Source organism: Actinomadura sp. K4S16 (assembly GCF_008327685.1).
Classification (GTDB): Bacteria; Actinomycetota; Actinomycetes; order Streptosporangiales; family Streptosporangiaceae; genus Spirillospora.
In genome coordinates, this window is sequence record NZ_BDDE01000022.1 from 62,687 (window position 1) to 85,321 (window position 22,635).

General features: G+C 72.5%; 22 protein-coding genes and 3 tRNA genes. 17 read left to right on the plus strand and 8 right to left on the minus strand.

The window, feature by feature from the left end; all coding sequences use genetic code 11:
- Positions 1-12: 12 nt before the first annotated feature.
- Positions 13-1,458 (minus strand): serine hydrolase, encoded by a 1,446-nt coding sequence (locus tag K4S16_RS34220; protein WP_160161126.1) that lies wholly within the window; start codon positions 1,456-1,458, stop codon positions 13-15.
- 206 nt (positions 1,459-1,664) lie between these two features.
- Between K4S16_RS34220 and K4S16_RS34225 the strand changes: the two genes are divergently transcribed.
- The gene (locus K4S16_RS34225; protein ID WP_149263215.1) at positions 1,665-2,075 is read left to right on the plus strand and encodes a RidA family protein; all 411 of its coding nucleotides are present in this window, start codon (positions 1,665-1,667) and stop codon (positions 2,073-2,075) included.
- A gap of 416 nt (positions 2,076-2,491) precedes the next feature.
- On the opposite strand, the gene K4S16_RS34230 is transcribed toward K4S16_RS34225, so the two are convergent.
- The 5 genes from K4S16_RS34230 to K4S16_RS34250 form a co-directional block, all read right to left on the minus strand.
- Positions 2,492-2,563: transfer RNA gene (locus K4S16_RS34230), tRNA-Val, on the minus strand.
- A gap of 14 nt (positions 2,564-2,577) precedes the next feature.
- Positions 2,578-2,648, minus strand: a tRNA-Cys gene (locus K4S16_RS34235).
- Positions 2,649-2,676: 28 nt separating this feature from the next.
- Positions 2,677-2,749 (minus strand) — tRNA-Gly (locus K4S16_RS34240).
- 42 nt (positions 2,750-2,791) lie between these two features.
- On the minus strand, positions 2,792-3,766 hold the full coding sequence (locus K4S16_RS34245) for a CHAP domain-containing protein (RefSeq protein ID WP_149263216.1): 975 nt from the start codon (positions 3,764-3,766) through the stop codon (positions 2,792-2,794).
- A gap of 156 nt (positions 3,767-3,922) precedes the next feature.
- The gene (locus K4S16_RS34250) at positions 3,923-4,726 is read right to left on the minus strand and encodes a universal stress protein (RefSeq protein ID WP_149263217.1); all 804 of its coding nucleotides are present in this window, start codon (positions 4,724-4,726) and stop codon (positions 3,923-3,925) included.
- Positions 4,727-4,812: 86 nt separating this feature from the next.
- On the opposite strand from K4S16_RS34250, the gene K4S16_RS34255 reads away from it, so the two are divergent.
- Complete coding sequence (locus K4S16_RS34255; protein ID WP_149263218.1) at positions 4,813-5,394, plus strand: YceI family protein; 582 nt, start codon at positions 4,813-4,815, stop codon at positions 5,392-5,394.
- Positions 5,395-5,426: 32 nt separating this feature from the next.
- On the opposite strand, the gene K4S16_RS34260 is transcribed toward K4S16_RS34255, so the two are convergent.
- On the minus strand, positions 5,427-6,341 hold the full coding sequence (locus K4S16_RS34260; RefSeq protein WP_149263219.1) for a LysR family transcriptional regulator: 915 nt from the start codon (positions 6,339-6,341) through the stop codon (positions 5,427-5,429).
- 93 nt (positions 6,342-6,434) lie between these two features.
- Here K4S16_RS34260 and K4S16_RS34265 point away from each other — a divergent pair, with 93 nt between their 5' ends.
- The 8 genes from K4S16_RS34265 (at position 6,435) to K4S16_RS34300 (ending at position 14,304) form a co-directional block, all read left to right on the plus strand.
- Positions 6,435-7,586, plus strand: coding sequence for a TDT family transporter (locus K4S16_RS34265; protein ID WP_149263220.1), 1,152 nt, complete (start codon positions 6,435-6,437; stop codon positions 7,584-7,586).
- Positions 7,587-7,673: 87 nt separating this feature from the next.
- Positions 7,674-8,753, plus strand: a complete 1,080-nt coding sequence (locus K4S16_RS34270; protein WP_149263221.1) for an LLM class flavin-dependent oxidoreductase — start codon at positions 7,674-7,676, stop codon at positions 8,751-8,753.
- The gene (locus K4S16_RS34275) at positions 8,750-9,343 is read left to right on the plus strand and encodes a CE1759 family FMN reductase (RefSeq protein WP_149263222.1); all 594 of its coding nucleotides are present in this window, start codon (positions 8,750-8,752) and stop codon (positions 9,341-9,343) included. The genes K4S16_RS34270 and K4S16_RS34275 overlap by 4 nt, the downstream gene beginning before the upstream one ends.
- A 45-nt stretch (positions 9,344-9,388) precedes the next feature.
- Positions 9,389-9,745, plus strand: a complete 357-nt coding sequence (locus tag K4S16_RS34280) for a helix-turn-helix transcriptional regulator (protein WP_149263223.1) — start codon at positions 9,389-9,391, stop codon at positions 9,743-9,745.
- Positions 9,742-10,371 carry an SRPBCC family protein gene (locus tag K4S16_RS34285; RefSeq protein WP_149263224.1) on the plus strand — a complete coding sequence of 210 codons (630 nt, stop codon included), beginning with the start codon at positions 9,742-9,744 and terminating at the stop codon, positions 10,369-10,371. The genes K4S16_RS34280 and K4S16_RS34285 overlap by 4 nt, the downstream gene beginning before the upstream one ends.
- Positions 10,372-10,465: 94 nt before the next feature.
- Positions 10,466-12,664: a carbamoyltransferase HypF gene (gene hypF, locus K4S16_RS34290; RefSeq protein ID WP_149263225.1), complete on the plus strand. Its 2,199-nt coding sequence runs from the start codon at positions 10,466-10,468 to the stop codon at positions 12,662-12,664.
- Positions 12,665-12,725: 61 nt separating this feature from the next.
- Positions 12,726-13,826: a hypothetical protein gene (locus K4S16_RS34295; RefSeq protein ID WP_149263226.1), complete on the plus strand. Its 1,101-nt coding sequence runs from the start codon at positions 12,726-12,728 to the stop codon at positions 13,824-13,826.
- Between the two features lie 49 nt (positions 13,827-13,875).
- The gene (locus K4S16_RS34300) at positions 13,876-14,304 is read left to right on the plus strand and encodes a MerR family transcriptional regulator (protein WP_149263227.1); all 429 of its coding nucleotides are present in this window, start codon (positions 13,876-13,878) and stop codon (positions 14,302-14,304) included.
- 13 nt (positions 14,305-14,317) lie between these two features.
- Here the strand turns inward: K4S16_RS34300 and K4S16_RS34305 are convergent, their stop codons facing one another.
- Complete coding sequence (locus K4S16_RS34305; RefSeq protein WP_149263228.1) at positions 14,318-14,719, minus strand: PPOX class F420-dependent oxidoreductase; 402 nt, start codon at positions 14,717-14,719, stop codon at positions 14,318-14,320.
- Between the two features lie 86 nt (positions 14,720-14,805).
- Here K4S16_RS34305 and K4S16_RS34310 point away from each other — a divergent pair, with 86 nt between their 5' ends.
- From K4S16_RS34310 to K4S16_RS34340, 7 genes are all read left to right on the plus strand, one after another.
- On the plus strand, positions 14,806-16,518 hold the full coding sequence (locus tag K4S16_RS34310) for an MFS transporter (RefSeq protein WP_235037251.1): 1,713 nt from the start codon (positions 14,806-14,808) through the stop codon (positions 16,516-16,518).
- 97 nt (positions 16,519-16,615) lie between these two features.
- Positions 16,616-17,659: a LacI family DNA-binding transcriptional regulator gene (locus tag K4S16_RS34315; RefSeq protein ID WP_149263229.1), complete on the plus strand. Its 1,044-nt coding sequence runs from the start codon at positions 16,616-16,618 to the stop codon at positions 17,657-17,659.
- 45 nt (positions 17,660-17,704) lie between these two features.
- Positions 17,705-18,925 (plus strand): extracellular solute-binding protein, encoded by a 1,221-nt coding sequence (locus tag K4S16_RS34320; protein WP_149263230.1) that lies wholly within the window; start codon positions 17,705-17,707, stop codon positions 18,923-18,925.
- Positions 18,922-20,103 carry an ABC transporter ATP-binding protein gene (locus tag K4S16_RS34325; RefSeq protein WP_149263231.1) on the plus strand — a complete coding sequence of 394 codons (1,182 nt, stop codon included), beginning with the start codon at positions 18,922-18,924 and terminating at the stop codon, positions 20,101-20,103. Before K4S16_RS34320 ends, K4S16_RS34325 begins: the two co-directional genes overlap by 4 nt.
- Entirely contained in the window at positions 20,093-21,019 is a 927-nt protein-coding gene (locus K4S16_RS34330) for an ABC transporter permease (protein WP_149263232.1), read from the plus strand. The genes K4S16_RS34325 and K4S16_RS34330 overlap by 11 nt, the downstream gene beginning before the upstream one ends.
- Complete coding sequence (locus K4S16_RS34335) at positions 21,016-21,870, plus strand: ABC transporter permease (RefSeq protein ID WP_149263233.1); 855 nt, start codon at positions 21,016-21,018, stop codon at positions 21,868-21,870. The genes K4S16_RS34330 and K4S16_RS34335 overlap by 4 nt, the downstream gene beginning before the upstream one ends.
- The gene (locus K4S16_RS34340) at positions 21,867-22,622 is read left to right on the plus strand and encodes an SDR family NAD(P)-dependent oxidoreductase (protein WP_149263234.1); all 756 of its coding nucleotides are present in this window, start codon (positions 21,867-21,869) and stop codon (positions 22,620-22,622) included. Before K4S16_RS34335 ends, K4S16_RS34340 begins: the two co-directional genes overlap by 4 nt.
- Positions 22,623-22,635 lie beyond the last annotated feature (13 nt).

The following is a 22,635-nucleotide window of genomic DNA, read 5'->3' on the forward strand; positions in this document are numbered from 1 at the left end:
GCCGCCCGCACGCTACCGGTCCTTCGGTGACGTGCGGGCGGGCCGGCGCGGCAGCGCGACGATCCGCGCGGTACCGAGGGCGAGCCCGAGTGCCCCGGCGGAGACCAGCCAGGTCTCGACGGCGGGCATGGACAGGAACAGCTGCGTGTAGGAGAAGGCGCGCCCGGTCAGGAGCAGCATGAGCCGGGGGAGCGCGAGCACGAGGACGGCGGGCAGCACCGGCCAGGCGATCTGCGGCACCGTCAGGACGAGCGTCCGCCACCGGTCCCGGGCGCGGGCCCGGTCCGTCCAGCGGCGGAGGCGCACCAGCGCCCTCGTCCGCAGGACGACGGAGCCGAGGGTGAGGATGCCGAGCAGCACCGCCGTGACCCGGCCGTCCGGGATCCGGGCCGCGGCGGGACGGCGGCCGGTCATGAGCGCGATCACGCCCTCCTTGATCCCGCTGGTGTCGGCGAGCGCGTCGTTCACCGGGTAGAGCAGAGCGATGCCGACGCGGCTTCCGGGCAGGACGACCTGGTCGGCGTAGAACGTCGACAGGACGCCGTTGTGCTCCAGCCGCGGCGGGGCGCCCTCCGGACTGAACCAGCCCATCGCGTAGCCACCGTCCACCCCGGGCGGCGGCGTGTGCAGCGTCCGCATCCCGGCCGCGCTGAGCAGGCCCGAGGGGTCACCCGCGTGCAGCCTCAGCCACCGGGTCATGTCCCGGGCACTGGTGATCACCCCGCCGGAGCCGCCCACCAGCCCGTGCAGTTCCGCCCGCCCGACGGGCAGGCCGTAAACCACGATCCCGCCCCGCGCAAGACGCGGTGCGACACGTGGTCCCTCCTGCGCGGTGGGAACGGAAACGGTGTCGCGCATACCGAGCGGCTCGAAGACCGACCGGCGCAACTCGTCGGACAGCGGCCGCCCGGAGACGACCTCCAAGACCCTCCCGAGGACCTGGTAGTTCAGATCGCAGTAGTGGAAGGCACGCCCAGGCGCGTCGACCAGATGCGCCTGCCGCAGGTCGGCGACCCGCCCCGCGAGACTCGTCTGCTGATCACGGGCGATCCTGAGGAAGCCGCCGTCCCCGAGTCCACTGGTCTGGTTGAGCAGCTCCCGGACGGTGATCCGCGCTCCGGCCGGGTCGGCGAGCCGGAAGCCGGGCAGGTAGCGGCGGACGGGCTGGTCGAGCCCGATCTGCCCGGCCTCGACCCGCCGCATGACGGCGAACGCGGTGAAGGACTTGCTCAGCGACGCGACACGGAACCGGGTCTCCGGCGTGATCGGCGCGCCCCCCGCGTCCTTCCCGTACCCCCGCACGAGAACGGTCTCGCTCCCGCGCGTGATCGCCAACCCCATCCCCGGCAGCCGAGCGGCCGCGAGCCGCCCACGTACGAACCGGTCGAGGTCCGCGACGTCAGAGCCACCGGCCGCCCGCCCGCGCCCGAGCGGCGCGGCGATCAACCCGAGAAGCACGACCAGGACCGCGGCCCGCAGAACGGCCCGATGAGACGATCCAGCCAAGCCCGACCCTCCAGCGCGCCGTCGATGAACCAGGATGCCCATGATGCGCCGGTGACGGTGGAGTTTCCAACAGAGGCCCCGAGCGTGAAAGCGTCGACTGCGAACAAGATCTTTGACAGCCTCGTGGAGGCCCGCACCCGAAGCCCGGAGGAACGTCCATGCCCCGTGCCGTCACGCTGATCCGCTCCGCGTCCCTGTCCGCCGTGGCCGAGTACGCCTACGCGGCGACTGCCCCGGCGGAGGCCCGGCTCATCTTCCTGGCCGGGGCGTGCCCGCTGAACGAGGACGGCACGACCGCCGCGATCGGGGACTACGCCGGCCAGGCGGCCAAAGCGCTGGAGAACCTGCGATCCGCCTTGGCGGACGCAGGCGCGTCGCTGCAAGACGTCATCAACACCCGAGTACTGGTCGCCTCGAACCGCCGAGAAGACCTGGTGACGGCATGGCAGGTGGTCCGCGACGCCTTCGGCGCCCACGACGTCCCCAGCACCCTCCTGGGCGTCACCGTCCTCGGTTACACCGACCAACTAGTAGAGCTGGAAGCCACCGCCGCCGTACTCGACCACTGAAGCGCGTCCCCGGCGGCATCCCCCAGCGCCTCAACCGCGACCCGCCGCCGGTTCGGCAGCCAGGGAGGAGACCGCCATCGCGAGCGCGGCCGCGGCCCAAGTGATGTGGTAGCGCTGATTGCAGATGCGGGGCGTCGGTGCGGCAATCGCCCGGCAGATCGCGCATTAAGGCGGTCGCTCACCTGACCGCTCGCAGAAATGTGGACAGCCGACGGCGCTCTCGGCGCAACACGTCCCGGGGACTGGTCTGAACGCCCGCCACGTGGGACCTGAGGATCTCCGAGAACCCCAGCCCCGCACGCAGGGGGCGTGGGGGACGGAGTCCCCCACATCGGGGGTCCGGGGGTCGCCCCCCGGGAAGACACTGCGGGTCTGGCGAAAGTGAGCGAAGCTCACTGAGCATGCCGACCCACTCGTGGGCGATACTGGGATTGAACCAGTGGCCTCTACCGTGTCAAGGTAGCGCTCTCCCACTGAGCTAATCGCCCTTGTGCGTGCTGCGAGGTGGAGACGGGATTTGAACCCGTGTACACGGCTTTGCAGGCCGTTGCCTCGCCTCTCGGCCACTCCACCAGAGCGAGGCCTGACGGGGGCCTCTCAGAGCGGACGACGGGATTCGAACCCGCGACCCTCACCTTGGCAAGGTGATGCTCTACCAACTGAGCCACGTCCGCGTTCCGGTCCGGGGGTCGCCCCCCGGGCTCGCATGGACAACTCTAGCGGAATCCTGGAGTGGTTGCGTACCGGTCGGACGCCGAGTCGGTGAGCTCGGCGTGCAGGGTGTTCCAGAAGTCGAGCTCCTTGTCCTCTTCGAGGTGGGCGATGCGGCCCCAGAACTCGCGGTCCTCGGCCTCGTGGGCGGCGGCGAGGGAGAGGGCGGGCATCACGGTGGTGCCGGCGTCCGCGGCGTCGAGGTCGGCGGGGGTGACGTCGGCCGGGAGGGCGACGGGGGAGGACGGGCGGTGGTGCTTGCCGCGCTTGCGGACGCGGATGGGCGGCGAGGTGGGGGCCTTGGCGGCGGCGGCGCGGCCGGCGGCGAGGGCCACGGTGCCGCACAGGACGAAGGCGAGGATGCCGCCGAGGACGACCTCCTGGGCGGGGACCTGCTCGGGGGAGTGGGAGGGGGAGTGCTCCAGCTCGTGGGTGCGCGTCGTCGAGGCGGGGTCGCCGACCTTGTCGACGGTGGGGGCGGGCGCGGCGTGCCTGGGGGTGTACTTGGCCTCGACCTTGATCTTGGACGGGTAGCCGAAGCCGACGACGGAGTCCATGTCGCGGGTCTTGCGCATGAGCTTGTAGCCGTCGGCGTTGCCCTCGATGGTGTGGAGGGTGTGGCCGTCGACCTTCTCGACGATGCCGACGTGGTCGATCTGGTCGATGTCGCCGGAGCCGTTCCAGTCGTAGAAGACGATGGCGCCCGGTTCGGGGTCGTGGCCCCAGGCGTCGTTCTTCTTGAACCACTTGGCGTGGTCGACGGTGGAGGCGAACTGCCCGGCCTGGCCGGTGACGTCGGCCTTGTCGGCGGCCCAGGCGAGGAACATGTCGCACCAGGGCGCCGTCGAGAAGTACTCGTCGTGGTCGCCGTCGATGTTCTTGCGGTACCACTCGCCGAACTTGGTGTAGCCGTCGCCCTTCTCGGTGTAGCCGAGCTCCTTCGTGGCGATGTCGAGCAGCTTCTTGCCGATCGGGTCCATCTCGCTCCCTGCCCCCTCGCTCGTTCGGGCAGGGTGACGCCCGACCGGGGAACGGAACGTGCCCCGGTTCAAGGTCACGTTCCGATCTCGACGGAATTTAGCCGAGGTAAACAGCAGGCGGCAAGCGGTTCCATTGAAACGGTCATAAGGGACTACTCAGTAGTAGCCACGCGGGAGGACCGTGACCGGGCAGGGTGCGGCGCGCAGCACCTTGAGGGCGACCTCGCCGAGGAAGACGCGGTGGGCGGCGGCGTCCTCGCTGGACGCGGCGACGAGGAGCTCGTCCTCGGGCCAGTCAACGTCGTCCAAGGCGTCCGCGACGTCGTCGCCTTCGGCGACCTCGGCGGTGACGTCCTCGGGAAGCAGGTCCGCGGAGTCCACTGCGAGCCGGATGGCGAGGGCCAGGTCGTCGCGGAGCGGTTCGGGGTTGACGTCGCCGATGGCCAGGGTGACGAGCCGGAGCGGGACCTCCAGGCGGTCGGCGGCCTGGGCGGCGCGGATGACCGCCTCGTCGCACTGGGGCCGCCGCACGTACATGACCGTGATCCGGCCCAGCTCGTCCGGCGGCCGGTAGCCGGACGGGGCGAGCATCACGGCCTCGCTCGCCGAGTGGAGCAGGTGGTCGGCGGCGGCGCCGACGCCGATGCGGCCGTGGGCGCCGCCCTCCGGGGAGCCCACGACGATCAGGTCGGCGCCGATCCGGCTGGCGAGCACGGTCAGGCCGCGGCCGACGCTGCGGCCCTCATGGACGAGCAGGTCCGCCGGCTCCCCGGCCAGGACGTCCGCCAGCTGGTCCATCGTGGTGCGCGCCTCCCCGGCCGCGGCGGGGAGGTCGGGCGGATGGACGGTCGCCACGCTCAGCCGGCCGCCGGTCAGCGCGACGATGGCGCGCGCGAGGTCGAGTGCCTCCCGGCCGCCCGCGTCGGGGACGTATCCGGCCAGCACGTGTTCACCGATCATGCCGAAAGCATTCCCCCTGAGGGTCCGGACAGACCAGGGTGATGTTTGGTGTACTTTGGCCGGATTGTCGAGTTATTGGGGGATTGATGGGTGGCGAGGTGCCCGACCTCGAAGCCGGCCGCTGGACCATCGACCCGGTCCACTCCGAGATCACCTTCTCGGTCCGGCACCTGATGACGACGGTGCGCGGCTCGTTCCCCGACTTCGAGGGCGAGGTCGTGATCGGGGAGGATCCGTTCGACTCCGCCGCCCGCGCGGAGATCCGGATGGGCTCGATCGACACCCGCAGCGCCGAGCGCGACGAGCACGTCCGCTCCGCCGACTTCCTCGACGTGCGCCGCCACCCGGTGATGAGCTTCGCCGGCTCGGGCGTGGAACGTGCCAGGATCGGTCGCCGCGCCCGCACGCCCCGCTACCACCTGGACGGCGAGCTGACGATCAAGAACGTGACCCGGCCGGTCCGGCTCCTGACGGAGTTCCACGGCGTGGGCCCCGACCCGTGGGGCGGCGTCCGCGCGGGCTTCACCGCGACCGCGTCCATCAGCCGCCGCGACTTCGGCATCGAGTTCAACATCCCGCTGCAGGGCGACCGGGTCATGCTCGGCGACGAGATCGCGATCGCCCTGGAGATCCAGGCCGTCTTCGCCCCCGCGAAGGCCCGCGCCTGACCGCCGAGCCCCGAGCCTGACCCCGTGGGCGGCTAATCGGCTGAGCGGGAGGTTCGGGTCAGGCCGAGCAGGTCGCGGGCGGGGCCGGCGGGGCGCCGGCCGGCCGGCCAGACCGCGCGCAGCGGCCGCGAGAGGTCCAGTTCGGGGACGGGGACCCGGACCAGCCGCCCTGAGGCGATCTCGTCGGCGACGGCCAGGTCGCTCACCACGACCGGGCCGGCGCCGGAGACGGCCGCCGCCTTGAGCGCGGTGGTGGACGCGAGCTGGAGCAGCGGCGGCGCCGTCCCGCCGTGCGCGGCCAGGGCCCGGTCCAGGACCTCGCGCGTCCCCGACCCCTCCTCGCGCAGGACGAGCGGCGTCGCGGCCAGCTCGGCCGCCGCGATGCCCGAGCGCCGCCGCGCCCAGGCGTGCCGCGTGCCGACCACGACGACGAGCCGGTCGGTGGCGACGACGGTGCCGTTCAGGCCGGCGGGCGTTCGGGCACCCTCCACGAACCCGAGGTCGGCGGCGCCGCCGCGGACCTGCTCGGCGACCACGGTCGAGTTGGCGGTGCGCAGCGTCACCGCCACGCCGGGATGGACGGTCTTGAGCGTCACCAGCCAGCCGGGCATCAGGTACTCGGCGACCGTGAGGCTCGCCACGACGCGCAGCCGCCCGTCCCGCCGCTCGCGGAGCGCGCCGATCCCGGCGTCGAGCGCCTCCGCCGCCGCGACCACCTGCCGGGCCCACTCGGCGACCAGCGCGCCCTCCTCCGTGGGGCGGGAGCCGCGCGGCGACCGTTCGAGCAGCGCCACGCCGATCTGCCGCTCCATCGAGCGGATCCGGGCGCTGGCGGCGGGCTGGGTGACGCCGAGCTCGGCCGCCGCGCGCCCGACGCTGCCCAGCCGGACGACGGCGAGCAGCAGTTCGAGGGCGCCGAGATCGGGGACGCGGTGCGAGACGGCCATGACCGCAATTCTACGAACCCATAAGGGTGCCTTATGAGGACATAGGGCCATGACCTCTACTGATGCGGCCGCGGACGGCGGAACCTGGACGGCATGACCCTCCCCACCCCGAACGGCGTCCTGCTGGGCGCGCTGGACCGCCCCGCCGAGGTGTTCCGGCATCTCGGCCCCAACTGGTACGCGGCCGTCATGGGCACGGCCATCGTCGCGAACGGGGCGAACGCGCTGCCGGTGGACGTCCCGGGCCTGCACGCCTTCGCGATGGCCGTGTGGGCGGTCTCGTTGGTGATGCTCATGGCGCTCATGGCGGCGCGCGCCGTCCACTTCACCCGGCACACGGACGTGGCGCGGTTCCAGCTCCTGGACAACCCCGCCACGGCCGTCTTCTACGGCTGCCCGCCGATGGCGCTGCTCGCCGTCGGCTACGGGACACTCGTGCTCGGCCCTGGCGTGATCGGCACGCGGGCGGCGGTCGCCCTGGACGCCGTCCTCTGGACGGCCGGGACGCTCTACGCCCTGCTGGCCGCCGCCGGCGTCCCCTACCTCATGATCACCAGGCACCGGCTCGAGCCGGGGTCGGCGAACCCCACCTGGCTGCTGCCCGTGGTCGCCCCGATGGTCGCCGCGGCGCTCGGGCCCGCGCTCGTCCCGCACCTGCCGGAGGGGCAGGCCCGCGCCACGCTGCTGTTCGGCTGCTACGGCATGTTCGGCGCGAGCCTGCTGGCCACGCTCGTCCTGCTGCCCGGCATCTGGACGCGGCTCGCCGGCGGCCCGCCGTCGCCGGTCGCCCTGACCCCGACGCTGTTCCTGGTGCTCGGGCCGCTCGGGCAGTCCACCACGGCCGTCGTGCAGATCGCGGACGCGGCGGGGCAGGCCGCCCCCGGGTACGCGGCGGCGGCGCGCGCCTTCGCCGTCCTCTACGGCGCGCCGGTCATGGGCTTCGCGCTGCTCTGGCTGGCCCTCGCCGGGACCGCGAACCTGCGGGCGCTGCGCGGCGGCATGCCGTTCGCGATGACGTGGTGGGCGTTCACCTTCCCGGTCGGGACGTGCGTGACCGGCGCGTCCGGCCTGTCCCGGCTCACCGGCCTGGACACGCTGGCAGGCGTGGCCGTCCTCCTCTACCTCCTCCTCGTCACGGCCTGGGCGGTCGCCGGCGTACGGACGATCCGGGGCGCGCTCAGCGGGCACCTCTTCCTGCCCGCCGCGCCGCGCCCGGCGCCCCTGCGCCCGGTCCCCGCCGCCTAGGCGCGGGGGCGCGGGCGGGCAGGAATACGGGCACGTGGGCCGGGGTTCGGTAGGATAATTGAAAGTTCTACTAACCTGGAGGCCGGCATGCAGTTCGGGATATTCACGGTCGGCGACGTCACCCCGGACCCGACCGACGGGCGCGTCCCGACCGAGGCCGAGCGGATCAAGGCCATGGTCGCGATCGCGCTCAAGGCCGAGGAGGCCGGCCTCGACGTCTTCGCGACCGGCGAGCACCACAACCCCCCGTTCGTGCCGTCGTCCCCGACGACGATGCTCGGCTACATCGCCGCGCGCACCGAGCGGCTGATCCTGTCCACCGCGACCACGCTGATCACCACGAACGACCCGGTGAAGATCGCCGAGGACTTCGCGATGCTCCAGCACCTCGCCGACGGCCGGGTGGACCTGATGATGGGGCGCGGCAACACCGGCCCCGTCTACCCGTGGTTCGGCAAGGACATTCGCGACGGGATCCCGCTCGCGATCGAGAACTACCACCTCCTGCACCGCCTGTGGCGCGAGGACGTCGTCGACTGGGAGGGCAAGTACCGCACGCCGCTCCAGTCGTTCACCTCGACGCCGCGGCCGCTGGACGGCGTCCCGCCGTTCGTCTGGCACGGCTCGATCCGCAGCCCCGAGATCGCCGAGCAGGCCGCCTTCTACGGCGACGGCTTCTTCGCCAACCACATCTTCTGGCCGACGGACCACTTCCAGCGCCTCATCGGCCTGTACCGGCGGCGCTACGAGCACTACGGGCACGGCTCCGCCGACCAGGCGATCGTCGGCCTCGGCGGGCAGGTGTTCATGCGCAGGAACTCCCAGGACGCCGTCCGCGAGTTCCGCCCGTACTTCGACAACGCGCCCGTCTACGGGCACGGGCCGTCGCTGGAGGAGTTCACCGCCGAGACGCCCCTCACCGTCGGCAGCCCGCAGCAGGTCATCGACAAGACGCTGACCTTCCGCGACCACTTCGGCGACTACCAGCGCCAGTTGTTCCTGATGGACCACGCCGGGCTGCCGCTGAAGACCGTCCTGGAGCAGATCGACATGCTGGGGGAGGAGGTCGTCCCCGTGCTGCGCAAGGAGTTCGAGTCCCTGCGCCCGGCGCACGTCCCGGCGACCGCCCCGACCCACGCGTCCCGACTCACCGAGGGGGTGCGATGACCGCCATCGCCGTCGTCTCCGCAGGGCTCGGGCAGCCGTCGTCCAGCCGGCTCCTGGCCGACCGGCTCGCCGCCGCGGCGGCCGAGGCCCTGCGCGGGGACACCGCCGTCGAGACGATCGAGCTGCGCGACCATGCGCACGCCATGGTCGACGCGACCCTCACCGGCTTCCCGTCCGGGGCGTTCCGCACCGCCGTCGAGACCGTGGTGAACGCCGACGGCCTCATCGCCGTGACGCCGATCTTCAACGCCTCCTACAGCGGCCTGTTCAAGACGTTCTTCGACGTACTGGAGAACGGTTCCCTGGACGGCAAGCCGGTGCTGCTCGGCGCGACCGGCGGCACCGCCCGGCACTCCCTCGCCATCGACCACGCGATGCGGCCCCTGTTCGCGTACCTGCGCGCGAGCGTCGTCCCGACCGGCGTCTTCGCGGCGTCCGAGGACTGGGGGAAGGCGGACACCGCCCTGCCGGACCGCGTCGCCCGCGCGGGCGCCGAGTTGGCCGCGCTGGTGGAGGCCCGTCCGGCCCCGGCGAAGGACGACCCGTACGACGCGCCCGTGCCCTTCGAGCGGCTTCTCGCCGGACAGTAAATTTAAGGCTCGACTTATATAAGCAGAGCCTGTAACTTGGTCGCCGTGCACGCATTCGATGTGCTGGGCGACCCCGTACGACGCCGGATCCTCGAGCTGCTCGCCGACGGCGAGCGCTCGTCCGGCGAGGTGACGGCGGTCATCCGGGAGGAGTTCGGGATCTCGCAGCCCGCGGTCTCGCAGCATCTGAAGGTGCTGCGCGACGGCGGGTTCGCGGTCGTGCGGGCGGAGGGGACGCGCCGGCTCTACGCCGTCGACTCCGCGCCGCTGCGGGAGATCGACGCATGGCTCGACCGCTTCCGCCGGTACTGGACGCCGCATCTGGACGCCCTGGCGACCGAGGTCGCCCGCGGCAGGCGCGCACGCCGCACTGAACGCGACGACCCAGGGAGCGATACATGATCGACGTCACGGGGCACATCAACGCGGTCGCCCGCACGGTGGGTGAGCGGGTGCTGGAGGCCGGCACCGCGAAGACCGCCGTGGTCAGCCGGGTCTACGACACCGATGCCGAGGACCTGTGGGACGCCGTCACCGACCCCGAGCGGATCACCCGCTGGTTCCTGCCGGTCTCCGGCGACCTGCGGCCGGGCGGCCGCTACCACCTGGAGGGCAACGCCTCCGGGACGGTCGAGCGCTGCGACCCGCCGAAGGGCTTCTCGGCCACGTGGGAGTTCGCCGGCCAGACCAGCTGGATCGAGGTCCGGCTGACGCCCGAGCCGGACGGCCGGACCCGGTTCGAGCTGGAGCACATCGCCCACGTCAGCGACCACTGGGTCGAGTTCGGTCCGGGCGCCGTCGGCATCGGCTGGGACATGGGAATCCTCGGCCTGACCCTCCACCTGGAGACGGGTGGCGACATCCGCGCCGAGTTCGGCCAGGCCTGGGCCATGTCGGACGAGGGCCGCGAGTTCGCGCGGCAGGCCGGGGAAGCCTGGTTCGCCGCCCACGTGGCGTCCGGAGTCGACGAGGCCGCCGCCCGCGCCGCGGCCGACCGCACCATCGCCGCCTACACCGGGGCGGGATGACCTCCGCGCGAGCCTCCTGTCCGGAGTGATCGCCTGGACACGCGTTGTGACGGGCTTTAGCCGCCGGAGGTGACCGGCGGGGCAGAATGACGGGGTGGACGTCAGGGTCGGTGTCCGCGTCGAGGGGGTCGTGCAGGGCGTCGGGTTCCGGCCGTTCGTGCACGGCCTCGCGACCGGCCTCGGGCTGTCGGGGCTCGTCGGCAACGACGCGGGCGGCGTGTTCATCGAGGTCGAGGGCGCTCCCGACGTGGTCGGGCGCTTCCTGGACGGGCTCCGCGCGCGCCCGCCGCGGCTCGCCGTCGTCGAGCGCGTCACCACCCGCGAACTGGACGCCGAGGGGCGCGGCGGCTTCGCCATCGTGGGCAGTGCCGCGTCGGGGGAGCGCCGCGCCCTCGTCTCCTGGGATTCGGCCACCTGCGACGCCTGCCTGCGCGAGATGCGCGATCCGGCGGACCGGCGCTACCGGTACCCGTTCATCAACTGCACCGACTGCGGGCCGCGCTTCACGATCGCCAAGGACGTCCCGTACGACCGCCCCAACACCACGATGGCGGGCTTCGCGATGTGCGGGCCGTGCGCCGCCGAGTACGCGGACCCTGCCGACCGCAGGTTCCACGCCCAGCCGGTGTGCTGCCCGTCCTGCGGCCCGTCCCTGGTCTCGCGTCCCCACGCCGACGAGCCCTTGGACGCCGCGCGTGCGGTGCTCGCGGACGGCGCCGTCCTCGCGGTCAAGGGACTCGGCGGCTACCACCTCGCGGCCAGGGCGGCGGACGCCGGCGCGGTCGCCGCGCTCCGCTCCCGCAAGCACCGCGAGGACAAGCCGTTCGCCGTGATGGTCCCCGACCTGGCCACGGCCCGGGCCCTCTGCGTCCTCTCGGAGGCGGAGGAGAGCCTGCTCACCGGGCCCCGGCGCCCGATCGTCCTGGCCCGCCACCGCCCCGGCGCCGACCTCGCCGACGCGGTCGCACCCGGCAACCGGCACCTCGGGCTCATGCTGCCCTACACCCCGCTGCACCACCTGCTCGTCACCGAGCCGACCGTCATGACCAGCGCGAACGTCTCGGACGAGCCCATCGCCTACCGTGACGAGGACGCCCTTGAGCGGCTCTCCGGCATCGCCGACGCCTTCCTCCTGCACGACCGGCCCATCCACACCCGCACCGACGACTCGGTGATGCGGACGTTCCGCGGGCGGCCGCTGCCCGTCCGCCGGTCGCGCGGGTACGCGCCGGAGCCGATCCCCGTCCCCGCGGGCCGCCCGGTGCTGGCGTGCGGCGCGGAGGCGAAGAACACGTTCTGCCTGACCCGCGACGGCCGCGCGTTCGTCTCCCACCACATCGGCGACCTGGAGAACCACGAGACGCTCCGCGCCTTCGAAGAGGGGATCGAGCACTTCACGCGCCTGTTCGACATCGCCCCCGAACTCGTCGCCTACGACCCCCACCCGGAGTACCTGTCCACGAAGTACGCGCTCGACCAGGACCTGCCGGTGGTCGCCGTCCAGCACCACCACGCGCACATCGCGTCCTGCCTCGCCGACAACGGCGCGGACGGCCCGGTCATCGGCGTCGCGTTCGACGGCACGGGATACGGCGCCGACGGCACGCTGTGGGGCGGCGAGTTCCTGGTCGCCGACCTGCGCGGCTTCGAGCGCGCCGGGCATCTGGAACCGGTTCCGCTGCCGGGCGGCGCCGCCGCGATCCGGGAGCCGTGGCGCATGGCGGCGGCCTACGGGGTCCCGGACGACCTGCCGGTGGCCCGCCGCCCCGGCTGGGCGGCGGTGACGGCCATGGCCCGGCGGCGCGTCAACGCCCCGCCGACCTCCAGCATGGGCCGCCTCTTCGACGCGGTCGCCGCCGTCCTCGGCGTCCGCGACCGCGTCAACTACGAAGGACAGGCCGCCATCGAGCTGGAGCAGCGCGCCGACACCGCCGAACGCGGCGCCTATCCGGCGGCCCTGAACGGCACCGCCGGTTTCACCGTCGCGGGCGCCGACCTCGTGGACGCGGTGGTGGCCGACCTCAAGGCGGGCGTCCCCGTCGCGACGATCGCCGCACGGTTCCACAACGGCGTGGCCGCCCTCACCGTCGCCGCGGCCATGCGCATCAGATCGGAGACCGGGATCGGCACGGTTGCCCTCTCTGGTGGGGTGTTCCAGAACATGCTCCTGCTCGACCGCGCCGTCTCGGGCCTCACCGATGCGGGCTTCAAGGTGCTGACCCACCACCGGGTCCCGCCCAACGACGGCGGCATCAGCCTCGGCCAGGCGGCCGTCGCCACCGCCCGCGGCTGATCGGCACCCGTTCGGCGCGAAACGCCGACGCGGCGCACCGACCACCGTGCATGATCATTACATGACGGACGAAGGCGACGAGTCACAGGAGCGCGCGCCGAGATCGTGGTTAATCCGGCGATGGGCGGCGCCGGCGGCACTGGCCGCGTCCGTCGCCGCGTCCATCGGCGCGGTCCACCTGTGGGCGCCCGGGCCGGTGGCGACCGGCGAGGACCGCGTGCCGCGCTTCATCGTCACGACCGGAGAGATCGGTACCTCCACCCAGGGAGCGCCGGTGCCGTGGATCCAGGTCGGAGCCCCAGGAGAGGCCATGAGACGGCCTGTGGACTCGGTGCCCGCCCCGCCCTCGGCCGGTGCGGCGCAGTCGATCATCGCGGGCCCGAAGGGAACGTTCGTGCTCTCCGCCTTCCGGGAGGAGACCTGCACGACCCGACTCTTCAGATTCCGCCTCTCCGTCGACGGCCAGGTGAAAGAACTCGCACCGCTCCCAGGAGGCACCGTCCCCACCCGTGTAGCGGGACTGGCGATGAGCCCGGACGGCGACCGGCTCGCCTACGCGACGGCCCCCTGCGCGGACGCGGCGCAGCCCCAGGCGGCGGTGACCGTCCTCGACGTCGCCTCGGGCCGCCGCCGGAACTGGAGCACCGCCGCCCCGTCCGTCGTCGGGGAGATCGTCTGGGCGCGCGACAACCGCAGACTCGGCTACACCATCGCCGACATGCGCACCTGGCCCCTCAGGGGCGGCAGCGGTCCCGGCTTCCCTCCCGAACGCAGAGTCGAGAACGTCACCGTGCACGCACTCGACACGGACGAGGGAGGATCCGACCTGCGGGCCGGCCGCGTCCTGTTCAGGCAGCCGGACGGCTCCGCGCCGGTCACCACCGCCGTCATGAACCCGGACGGGCGAAGGGGCTACGGCGTCATGAAGAGGGCCCGTCCCGCGAGCATGGTCTTCTTCTCCTTCACCGCCGGAAAGCCGATGAAGGTCACCGGGACCCTCGACCTCAAGCCGAACACCGGAGTCGGTGTCATCCTCTCCTCAGGCGGCGAACCCAGGTACGCCTGCCTCGGAGGCATCGACTCCTTCGGCAGGGTGGTCGACGGCGGCTTCAGGACGACGCAGGGAAGCGGCCTCGGCTGCTCGGTCGCCTATGCCTACTGATCGTTTCGGCGGCGGGCGCTCGGCGCCTTCGACTAACGTTGGCGGCACCATGGCCGAGCCGTCGCTGAGCATTGGGGAGCTGGCGCGCCGTACCGGTGTCGCCGCGTCCGCGCTGCGGTACTGGGAGGGGCAGGGGCTGCTTCCCGCGCCGGCCAGGGTGTCGGGGCAGCGGCGGTATCCGGAGGAGGCGGTCGCGAAGGTCGGGCTCATCCTCCTGCTGCGGGACGCCGGCTTCTCGCTCGCCGACCAGAAGGCGCTCCTGGCCTCGCGTGCCGGTGACATGCAGGAGTGGCGGCGGCTCGCCCGGCGCAAGCAGGCCGAACTCGACGAGCAGATCGCCAAGGCCCAGGCGGCTCGGGACGCCATCGAGCACGGCCTGCGCTGCTCCCACCCCGACTTCCGCGACTGCCCGAACGCGCGGAGCCTCGTCCAAGCTCGCCTGACCGGTCTGTCGCTCAGCGAGGCGCACAAGCACTGACCGCCGGGGAGCGTCAGAGGCTGCCGAGGACGCGGGTCGCGGTGATCTCTATGACGACGCGCTTCGGGTTCGGGCGCGGGGGCTTGTAGCGGGCGGTGTAGAGGTCTTCCGCGTGCGCCACGGAGGCCGGGTCGGTCCGCAGGACGGCGCGGCCCTCGACGGTCGACCAGCGGCGGCCGTCCACCTGCGTGACGGCGACGGGGAGGCCGGCGGCGCCGGCGGCGCGGACGTGGCGGGCCTTCGCCGAGGACGCGGAGGTGATCACGCGGACGGTGCCGCCGTCCAGCGTCGCGCCGACGGGGACCGAGTGCGGGGTGCCGTCCGGGCGGAGGGTGACGAGGGTGCACAGGTGGCGTTCCCGCCAGAAGGCGATGAGGCGCTCGTCGGTCACGTCCAGCCGGTGTCGTCCGTCCACCGGAGTAAGCCTATCCGCACTGGTCGGAATCGACGGGTTTATGATTAGTTAGCGGAAGAAACTATCTGAACCGGGGAGGATGCGGCGTGCCGTCCAAGCACTATCCGTGGATCGCGCTGAGCAACACGACGCTCGGCATGCTGCTGGCCACGGTCAACTCCTCGATCGTGATCATCTCGCTGCCGGCGATCTTCCGCGGCATCCATCTGAACCCCCTCGAACCGGGCAATGTCAGCTACCTGCTGTGGATGCTGATGGGCTACATGCTCGTCTCGGCGGTGCTGGTGGTGACGCTCGGGCGGCTCGGGGACATGTTCGGGCGCGTCCGGATGTACAACGCCGGGTTCGCGGTCTTCACGGTCGGGACGCTCGTGCTGGCGCTGGACCCGCTGCACGGGGGAGCCGGGGCGCTCTGGCTCATCGGCTGGCGGGTGTTCCAGGGGATCGGCGGCGCCATGCTGATGGCGAACTCGGCCGCGATCCTCACCGACGCGTTCCCCGCCCACCGGCGCGGCATGGCGATGGGCGTCAACCAGGTCGCGGGCATCGCCGGGACGTTCATCGGCCTGGTCGCCGGCGGGCTGCTGAGCGAGATCAACTGGCGGCTGGTGTTCTTCGCCTCGGCGCCCATCGGGATCATCGGGACGCTCTGGGCGTACCGGAGCCTGGTCGAGACCGCGAAGCGGGCGGTCGCCGCGAGGATCGACTGGCTCGGCAACGTGACGTTCGCGGTGGGGCTGACCGCGCTGCTCGCCGCGATCACCTACGGCATCCAGCCCTACGGCGGGCACGACATGGGCTGGACGAACCCGTGGGTGCTCACCGGGATGATCGGCGGCGCCGCCGTGCTCGCCCTGTTCTGCTGGATCGAGACCAGGGTCGAGCAGCCGATGTTCCACCTGCGCCTGTTCCGCATCCGGGCGTTCGCGGCCGGCAACCTGGCCGGGCTGCTCGCCGCGATCTCCCGCGGCGGGATGCAGTTCATGCTGATCATCTGGCTGCAGGGCATCTGGCTGCCGCTGCACGGCTACGACTACGAGGACACGCCGCTGTGGGCGGGCATCTACCTGCTGCCGCTCACCGCGGGCTTCCTGGTCGCCGGGCCGATCTCGGGGCACCTGTCCGACCGGCACGGCGCCCGGGCGTTCGCCTCCGGCGGGCTGGTGCTGTCGGCGCTGGCGTTCGCGGGGCTGCTGGTCATCCCGACCGACTTCGGGTACCCGACCTTCGCGCTGCTGATCTTCCTCAACGGGATCGGCTCCGGGCTGTTCGCCGCCCCCAACACCACCGCGATCATGAACTCGGTCCCGGCGGACCAGCGCGGCGTGGCCTCCGGGATGCGCGCCACCTTCATGAACGCCGGCATGGTGCTGTCGATCGGCGTGTTCTTCTCGCTGATGATCGCGGGCCTGGCCGACACGCTGCCGAGGACGCTGACGCGGGGGCTGACCGAGCACGGCGTCCCGGCCGGGCCGGCCGCGCGGGTGGGCGAGCTGCCGCCGGTCGGCACGCTGTTCGCGGCGTTCCTCGGCTACAACCCCATCCAGAACCTGCTCGCCCCGTTCCACGTGCTCGGCCGGCTCGCGCCGGACGACGTGGCCACCCTCACCGGCCGCTCGTACTTCCCGCACCTGATCTCCGAGCCGTTCCACCACGGCCTGGTCATCGTGTTCGGCATGGCGATCGCGATGTCGCTGGTGGCGGCCGTGGTGTCGCTGCTGCGCGGAAGCCGGTACGTGCACGAGGACGACACCGCCGGCGAGCCCGCCCTGCAGAAGGCGGGCCGCGGCGCCGCCTGACCCGCCCTCCGACAGCCCCCGGCCCTCCCCGCCCGGCCGGGGGCTTTTCTCCGCCCGCTATTGACACTGTTCCGCAAACGTTTTCATAATCCACGGCATGGAGGGCAGCGGCACCGGCGCGGGCGGGACCGGCCGCCGGCGCGCCGGGGGCTCCCGGGCCTCGATCCGGGCCGTGGCGAACCTCGCCGGGGTGTCGCCCTCCACCGTGTCGCGCGCACTGAACAGCCCCGAGCTCGTCAACGCCGAGACCCGGCGGCGCGTGCTCGAATGCGCCGAACGGCTGGGCTACCAGCCGAACCGGGCGGCGCAGTCGCTGGTCCTCGGGCGGACCCGCAACGTCGGGCTGATCGTCCCCGACATCGCCAACCCGTTCTTCGCGCCGTTCATCAAGGGCGTCGAGGCCTACTTCCGGGACACCGAGTACGCGGTGTTCCTGGCCGACACCGACGAGGACGCGGCGACGGAGGTCAGGCTGGCCGAGGCCATGGTCGAGCGGGTGGACGGGCTGATCCTGTGCGCTCCGCGCATGACCGGGGCCCGGCTGCGCGCCGTCGCCGCCAGGACCGCCGTGGTCCTGGCGAACCGGACCAGCCGGGTTGCGCCGTCGGTCCTGCTGGACTTCCGGCCCGGCATGGAACAGGCGGTCGCGCACGTCCACGCGCTCGGCCACCGCCGCTGCGCGTACCTGGCAGGCCCCGCCAACTCCTGGTCCAACCGGCAGCGGCGCAGGTTCCTCGGCGCCGCCTGCGCGGAGCGCGGCATCGAACTGGTGGACCTCGGCCCGTACGAGCCGCGCTTCACCGGCGGGTACCGGGCGGCGGACGAGGTGCTCGCCGCCGGCGCCACCGCCGTGTTCGCCTACAACGACCTGGTCGCGCTCGGCGTGCTGTCCCGGCTGGCGGCGCGCGGCGTACCGGTGCCCGGCGAGCTCAGCATCGTCGGGTTCGACGACGTCCCGATGGCGTCGATGACCAATCCGCCGCTCACCAGCGTGGCGATGCCCGTCAACGCGCTGTCGCGGGCGGCGGCCGCCACCATGCACTCGATGCTCGACTCCGGGGCGCCGAAGGCGCCGCCCCTGCCGCCGGCCGCGGAGCTGGCGACCCGACTGCTGATCAGAGGCACCACCGGGCCGGCGTGACCCCGCCCGGCCCGTAGGACCCCCCGTCCTGCCTGGAGGACCCCCATGAGAACTCCTCGGTCCGCACTCCTCACCCTCGCCACCGCCGCCGGCCTGCTGCTGACCGCCTGCGGGGCGCCCGACGCGGGCGGCAAGGCCGCCTCCGAGCCCGCCGCCTCCGACGTCCGCCTCCCGTCCAAGCCCGTCACCCTCAACATCATCGACGTCGCCGGAAACCTCCAGCTCACCCAGCAGATCTTCGAGAACTACAAGAAGGAGCACCCGGATCTCCTCGGCAGGATCACCTACACCAAGGCCACCGCGCCCGAGCTGGCCGGCAAGGTCAAGGCGCAGCAGGACGCCGGACGCCTCGACATCGACCTCGTGCTGACCGGCACGGACGGCCTCTCGGCCGGCCTGGAGCAGAACCTTTGGGTCGACCTCGTCGGGAAGTACTCCGCCAAGCTGCCGGACCTGAAAGCGCAGTACCTGGAGCCCGCCTCCCGGATGCAGGACCTCGCGCAGGGGCGCGGCGTCGTCGTGACCTACTACCCGTCAGGCCCCCTGCTGGAGTACGACCCGAAGAAGGTCCCGGACCCGCCGAAGACGGCCGAGGAACTGCTGGCCTGGGCGAAGGCACACCCGAACAAGGTGGAGTACGCCCGCCCGTCCAACTCCGGCCCCGGACGGACCTGGCTCATGGGCCTGCCCTACATCCTCAAGGACTCCGACCCCAAGGACCCCGCGAACGGCTGGTCCAAGACCTGGACGTACCTGAAGGACCTCGACCGGTACATCGAGTACTACCCGACCGGCACCACGCAGACGATGAAGGAGCTGGGCGAGGGCACCCGCGACATCATCCTCAGCACCACCGGCTGGGACATCAACCCGCGCGTCCTCGGCCAGGTGCCGAAGGACGTGCGGATCCAGCCGCTGGACGGGTTCACCTGGGTCACCGACGCCCACTACATGGTCGTCCCGAAGGGCGTGTCCGGCGAGAAGCTCGCCGTCCTGCTCGACCTCATGAAGTTCGCGCTCCAGCCGAAGCAGCAGGCGATCACCTATGACAAGGGCTACTTCTACCCGGGCCCGGCCGTGAAGGGCGTGACGCTCGACATGGCCCCGCCCGAGAGCCAGAAGGCGATCAAGGAATACGGCCGCCCGGAGTACGACGCGCTCATCGCCGGCCACCCCACGGCCCCGCCGCTCGACGCCAAGGCGCTCGTCGCCGCGTTCGACCGCTGGGACCGCGAGGTCGGCGGGCAGAAGGTCAAGAAGTCATGACGGCGGGCACCGCGGCGGACAGGGACGCGGGGGCCGGCTTCGGGCGCCTCCGGCTGGACGGCGTCACGCGGCGGTTCGGGAGGACGACCGCGCTGAGCGGGTTCGACCTGCGGATCGAGGGCGGCGAGTTCATCGCGCTGCTCGGGCCGTCCGGCTGCGGGAAGTCGACCGCGCTGAACTGCCTGGCCGGGCTCCTGCCGCTGTCCGGCGGCGCGATCTGGCTCGACGACGAGCGCATCGACGCGCTGCCGCCCGAGCGGCGCGGGTTCGGGATGGTGTTCCAGAACTACGCGCTGTTCCCGCACCTGTCCGTCCGCAAGAACGTGGCGTTCGGGCTCTCGGTGCGGCGCGTCGGCAAGGCGGAGACCGCGCGGCGGGTGGACGAGGCCCTGCGCACCGTCGAGCTGACCGAGCACGCGGACAAGCTGCCCGGGCAGCTGTCGGGCGGCCAGCAGCAGCGCGTCGCGATCGCCCGCGCGATCGTGCTCCGGCCGAGGCTCGTGCTGATGGACGAGCCGCTGTCCAACCTGGACGCCAAGCTCCGCGTGCAGATGCGCACCGAGATCCGGCGCATCCACCAGGACCTCGGGCTGACCACCGTGTACGTGACGCACGACCAGGAGGAGGCGCTCGCGCTCGCCGACCGGGTCGTGGTCCTGCGGTCGGGGAAGGTGGAGCAGATCGGCACCCCCGAGGAGGTCTACACCCACCCGGTCAGCACCTACATCGCCGGGTTCATGGGCTACCGGAACCTGCTGGAGCTGCCGGTCCTGGCGTCCGGCGACGGGAGGGTCCGGCTCGGCGGCGGCGACGGCCCGACCCTGACCGGCCGGAGCCGGCAGCCGATCGCCGGGCCGCGCGCGGTGGCGGCCGTCCGGCCGGAGGACTTCCGGGTCGCGGGGCCGCCCGGCACCGCGACCGGCGAGAACCTCGTGACCGTCAGGGTCGAGGTGTCGGAGTTCCACGGGCGCGAGGTCGCCGCCGAGGGCGTGACCGACGGAGGACGCGTCATCCACTTCCGGTCGCCGGAACGGGTCGCGCCCGGCGAGCGGGTAGCGCTGACCGTCCCGCCCGAACGCGTGCTCGTGTTCGGGGAGAGCGTGCGGGAGGCGGCGGAGGCGCTCGACGGGCCCACCGCCGAGGCCCTCGGCGGGACGGGGGTCCGCGATGGCGGTTGAGGCCCCCGCCCGCGCCGGGACGCGCACACCAGGGCGCGGCCGCCTGCGGCACCGGCTCGCCGAGCGCGGCGTCGACCGGGTGCTGCTCCTGCTGCTGCCCGCCGTGCTCGTCGTCGGGCTGCTGTTCCTCTACCCGATGCTGTACGGGGTGGGGCTGTCGCTCCAGCCGAAGAACGGCGGCGGGCCGTTCGGCAACTACGCCGACTTCTTCCGAGACCCCTACCAGCGCGGCACCATCGGGAAGACGCTCAAGCTCGCGCTGCCCGCCGCGCTGATCAACGTCGGTGCGTCGGTGCCGATCGCCTACCGGCTGCGCGGGGCGTTCCGCGGCCGGCGGGTGCTGACGGCCCTGCTCGTCCTGCCGGTGACGCTCGGCACGGTCCTGGTCGCGGACGGCCTGCTGCGCTACCTCGGCCCCAAGGGATGGTTCAACCGGGTCCTGCTCGACCTCGGCGTCGTGGACGAGCCCGTCCGGCTCGTCTACAACTACTGGGGCGTGCTGTTCTCACTGCTCATCACCGGGTTCCCGTTCGCGTTCCTGCTGGTGCTGGCCTACATGTCCGGGATCGACCCGACGCTGGAGCGGGCCGCGGCCACGCTCGGCGCCGGGCCCTGGCAGCGGATGCGGCGGATCGTGCTGCCTCTCCTCGCGCCGGGGCTCGCGACGACGTTCGTACTCGCGTTCGTGCTGGCGTTCTCGGTGTTCCCGTCCGCGAACCTCGTCGGCGAGCCGGCGGGGGAGACGCGGGTCATGGCGATCGCGGCCTACCAGGCGGCGTTCGAGAAGTACGACTACTCGATGGCCTCCACCATCGCCGTGCTGATGGGCGTGTTCGAACTGCTCGTCATCGCGGCCACGCTGCTGCTGCGCGGCCGCCTCTACACCGGGCCCGCGACGGGAGGTAAGGGATCATGACCGCCGGCACGCGCCCCCGCGGGCTGCGCAGAGGCAGGCTGAGCGGCTGGACCGTCTGGCTCTGCGTCGCGTTCTTCCTGGTGAACCTGGCCGCCCTGATCCTGTCGGTGGTCGTGAACTCGTTCGGCACCCGGTGGCTCGCCGGGTGGCTGCCGCAGGGCTTCACCGGCGCGTGGTACTCCGACGCGTGGGCGGAGTTCGCGCTCGGCGAGGTGCTGACCGCGACCCTGGAGATCACGCTGATCGTGGTCGCGCTGTCGCTGCTGGTCGGGGTCCCCGCCGGGTACGCGCTGGCGCGGCGCGACTTCCCCGGCAAGCGGATCGTGATGGTCCTGCTGCTGCTCCCGGTGGTGCTCCCGCCGATCACCTACGGGATCCCGCTCGCGACCGTGCTCTACAAGGTGCATCTGGCGGGGACGATGACGGGTGTGGTCGCCGCGAACCTCGTCCCGGCGCTGCCGTTCGTCGTCCTGGTGATGACGCCGTTCGTGGAGCAGATCGACGCGAACGTGGAGTCGGCGGCGCGGATGTGCGGCGCCCGCACCCGGCAGGTGTTCGCACGGGTGCTGGTGCCGCTCCTGCTGCCGGGGATCCTGGCGGCCGGGATCCTGGTGCTCGTGCGGACCGTCGCCATGTTCGAGCTGACGTTCCTGGTGGCGGACGCCGACAGCCAGACGCTGGTCGTCGCGCTCTACAGCGCGGCGTTCACGCCCGGGATCCGCGCCGCCCAGGCCATCGACGCGATGGCCGTGATCTACATGGCGCTGTCGGCGGTGCTGCTGGTCATCGCCCTGGTGTTCGTCAACCCGACGCAGATCGTCGCGCAGGTGAGGGAGGCTCCGGCGGAATGAGCGCTGTCCGGTTCGACTGCACGGGGGAGCGGGTGCTGGTCACCGGCGCGGCGGGGCTGATCGGCCGCGCGCTGGTGCGGCGCTTCGCGGGCGCGGGCGCCGACGTCCTCGCCGTGGACGTGGACGCCGACGGCCTCAAGCTCTACCGCGGCGATCCGCGGGTCGCGACGATGGCCGGCGACCTCGCCCGCGAGGACGTCGCCGACGCCGTCTTCGCCAGGATCCTGGAGGACGGCGGCCTGGACGTGCTCGTCAACAACGCGGCGATGACCGGGGTGCGCACCCCGTTCATCGACATCGACGCCGCCGTGTGGGACGCCGTGATGGCCGCGAACCTGCGCTCGGCGTACCTGCTGTCGGTGCGGGCGGTCCGCCACTGGCGGGACGCCGGGCGCGGCGGGACGATCGTGAGCCTGTCCTCGCCGGGCGGGTCGCGCGCGCACGAGAACCAGAGCGCCTACGACGTGACCAAGGCGGGGATCGAGGCGCTCAGCCGGGCGATCGCGGTGGAGCTGGGCGGCCTCGGCATCCGCGCGAACTGCATCGCGCCCGCCAGCGTCGGCGAGGAGGTCCGGCCCGCGACCGACATCCCGGCCGGACGCACCACCGCGCCGGAGGAGGTCGCGGACGCGGCCCTGTTCCTGGCGTCCCCGGCGGCGGCGCGGCTCAACGGGCACGTCCTGCGCGTGGACGGCGGCCTGCACGCGCGGCTGCGGACCGGCCCGCCCCAGGAGCGGCACGGCGATTCCTAGTCCGGCCCGAGGC

Excerpts from the sequence above, each read along its gene's own strand:
- K4S16_RS34225 (WP_149263215.1), top strand. The coding sequence starts at position 1,665 with ATGCCCCGTGCCGTCACGCTGATCCGCTCCGCGTCCCTGTCCGCCGTG.
- K4S16_RS34245 (WP_149263216.1), bottom strand. The coding sequence starts at position 3,766 with ATGGACCCGATCGGCAAGAAGCTGCTCGACATCGCCACGAAGGAGCTC.
- K4S16_RS34250 (WP_149263217.1), bottom strand. The coding sequence starts at position 4,726 with ATGATCGGTGAACACGTGCTGGCCGGATACGTCCCCGACGCGGGCGGC.
- K4S16_RS34255 (WP_149263218.1), top strand. The coding sequence starts at position 4,813 with ATGGGTGGCGAGGTGCCCGACCTCGAAGCCGGCCGCTGGACCATCGAC.
- K4S16_RS34260 (WP_149263219.1), bottom strand. The coding sequence starts at position 6,341 with ATGGCCGTCTCGCACCGCGTCCCCGATCTCGGCGCCCTCGAACTGCTG.
- K4S16_RS34265 (WP_149263220.1), top strand. The coding sequence starts at position 6,435 with ATGACCCTCCCCACCCCGAACGGCGTCCTGCTGGGCGCGCTGGACCGC.
- K4S16_RS34270 (WP_149263221.1), top strand. The coding sequence starts at position 7,674 with ATGCAGTTCGGGATATTCACGGTCGGCGACGTCACCCCGGACCCGACC.
- K4S16_RS34275 (WP_149263222.1), top strand. The coding sequence starts at position 8,750 with ATGACCGCCATCGCCGTCGTCTCCGCAGGGCTCGGGCAGCCGTCGTCC.
- K4S16_RS34285 (WP_149263224.1), top strand. The coding sequence starts at position 9,742 with ATGATCGACGTCACGGGGCACATCAACGCGGTCGCCCGCACGGTGGGT.
- K4S16_RS34295 (WP_149263226.1), top strand. The coding sequence starts at position 12,726 with ATGACGGACGAAGGCGACGAGTCACAGGAGCGCGCGCCGAGATCGTGG.
- K4S16_RS34300 (WP_149263227.1), top strand. The coding sequence starts at position 13,876 with ATGGCCGAGCCGTCGCTGAGCATTGGGGAGCTGGCGCGCCGTACCGGT.
- K4S16_RS34315 (WP_149263229.1), top strand. The coding sequence starts at position 16,616 with ATGGAGGGCAGCGGCACCGGCGCGGGCGGGACCGGCCGCCGGCGCGCC.
- K4S16_RS34320 (WP_149263230.1), top strand. The coding sequence starts at position 17,705 with ATGAGAACTCCTCGGTCCGCACTCCTCACCCTCGCCACCGCCGCCGGC.
- K4S16_RS34325 (WP_149263231.1), top strand. The coding sequence starts at position 18,922 with ATGACGGCGGGCACCGCGGCGGACAGGGACGCGGGGGCCGGCTTCGGG.
- K4S16_RS34330 (WP_149263232.1), top strand. The coding sequence starts at position 20,093 with ATGGCGGTTGAGGCCCCCGCCCGCGCCGGGACGCGCACACCAGGGCGC.
- K4S16_RS34335 (WP_149263233.1), top strand. The coding sequence starts at position 21,016 with ATGACCGCCGGCACGCGCCCCCGCGGGCTGCGCAGAGGCAGGCTGAGC.
- K4S16_RS34340 (WP_149263234.1), top strand. The coding sequence starts at position 21,867 with ATGAGCGCTGTCCGGTTCGACTGCACGGGGGAGCGGGTGCTGGTCACC.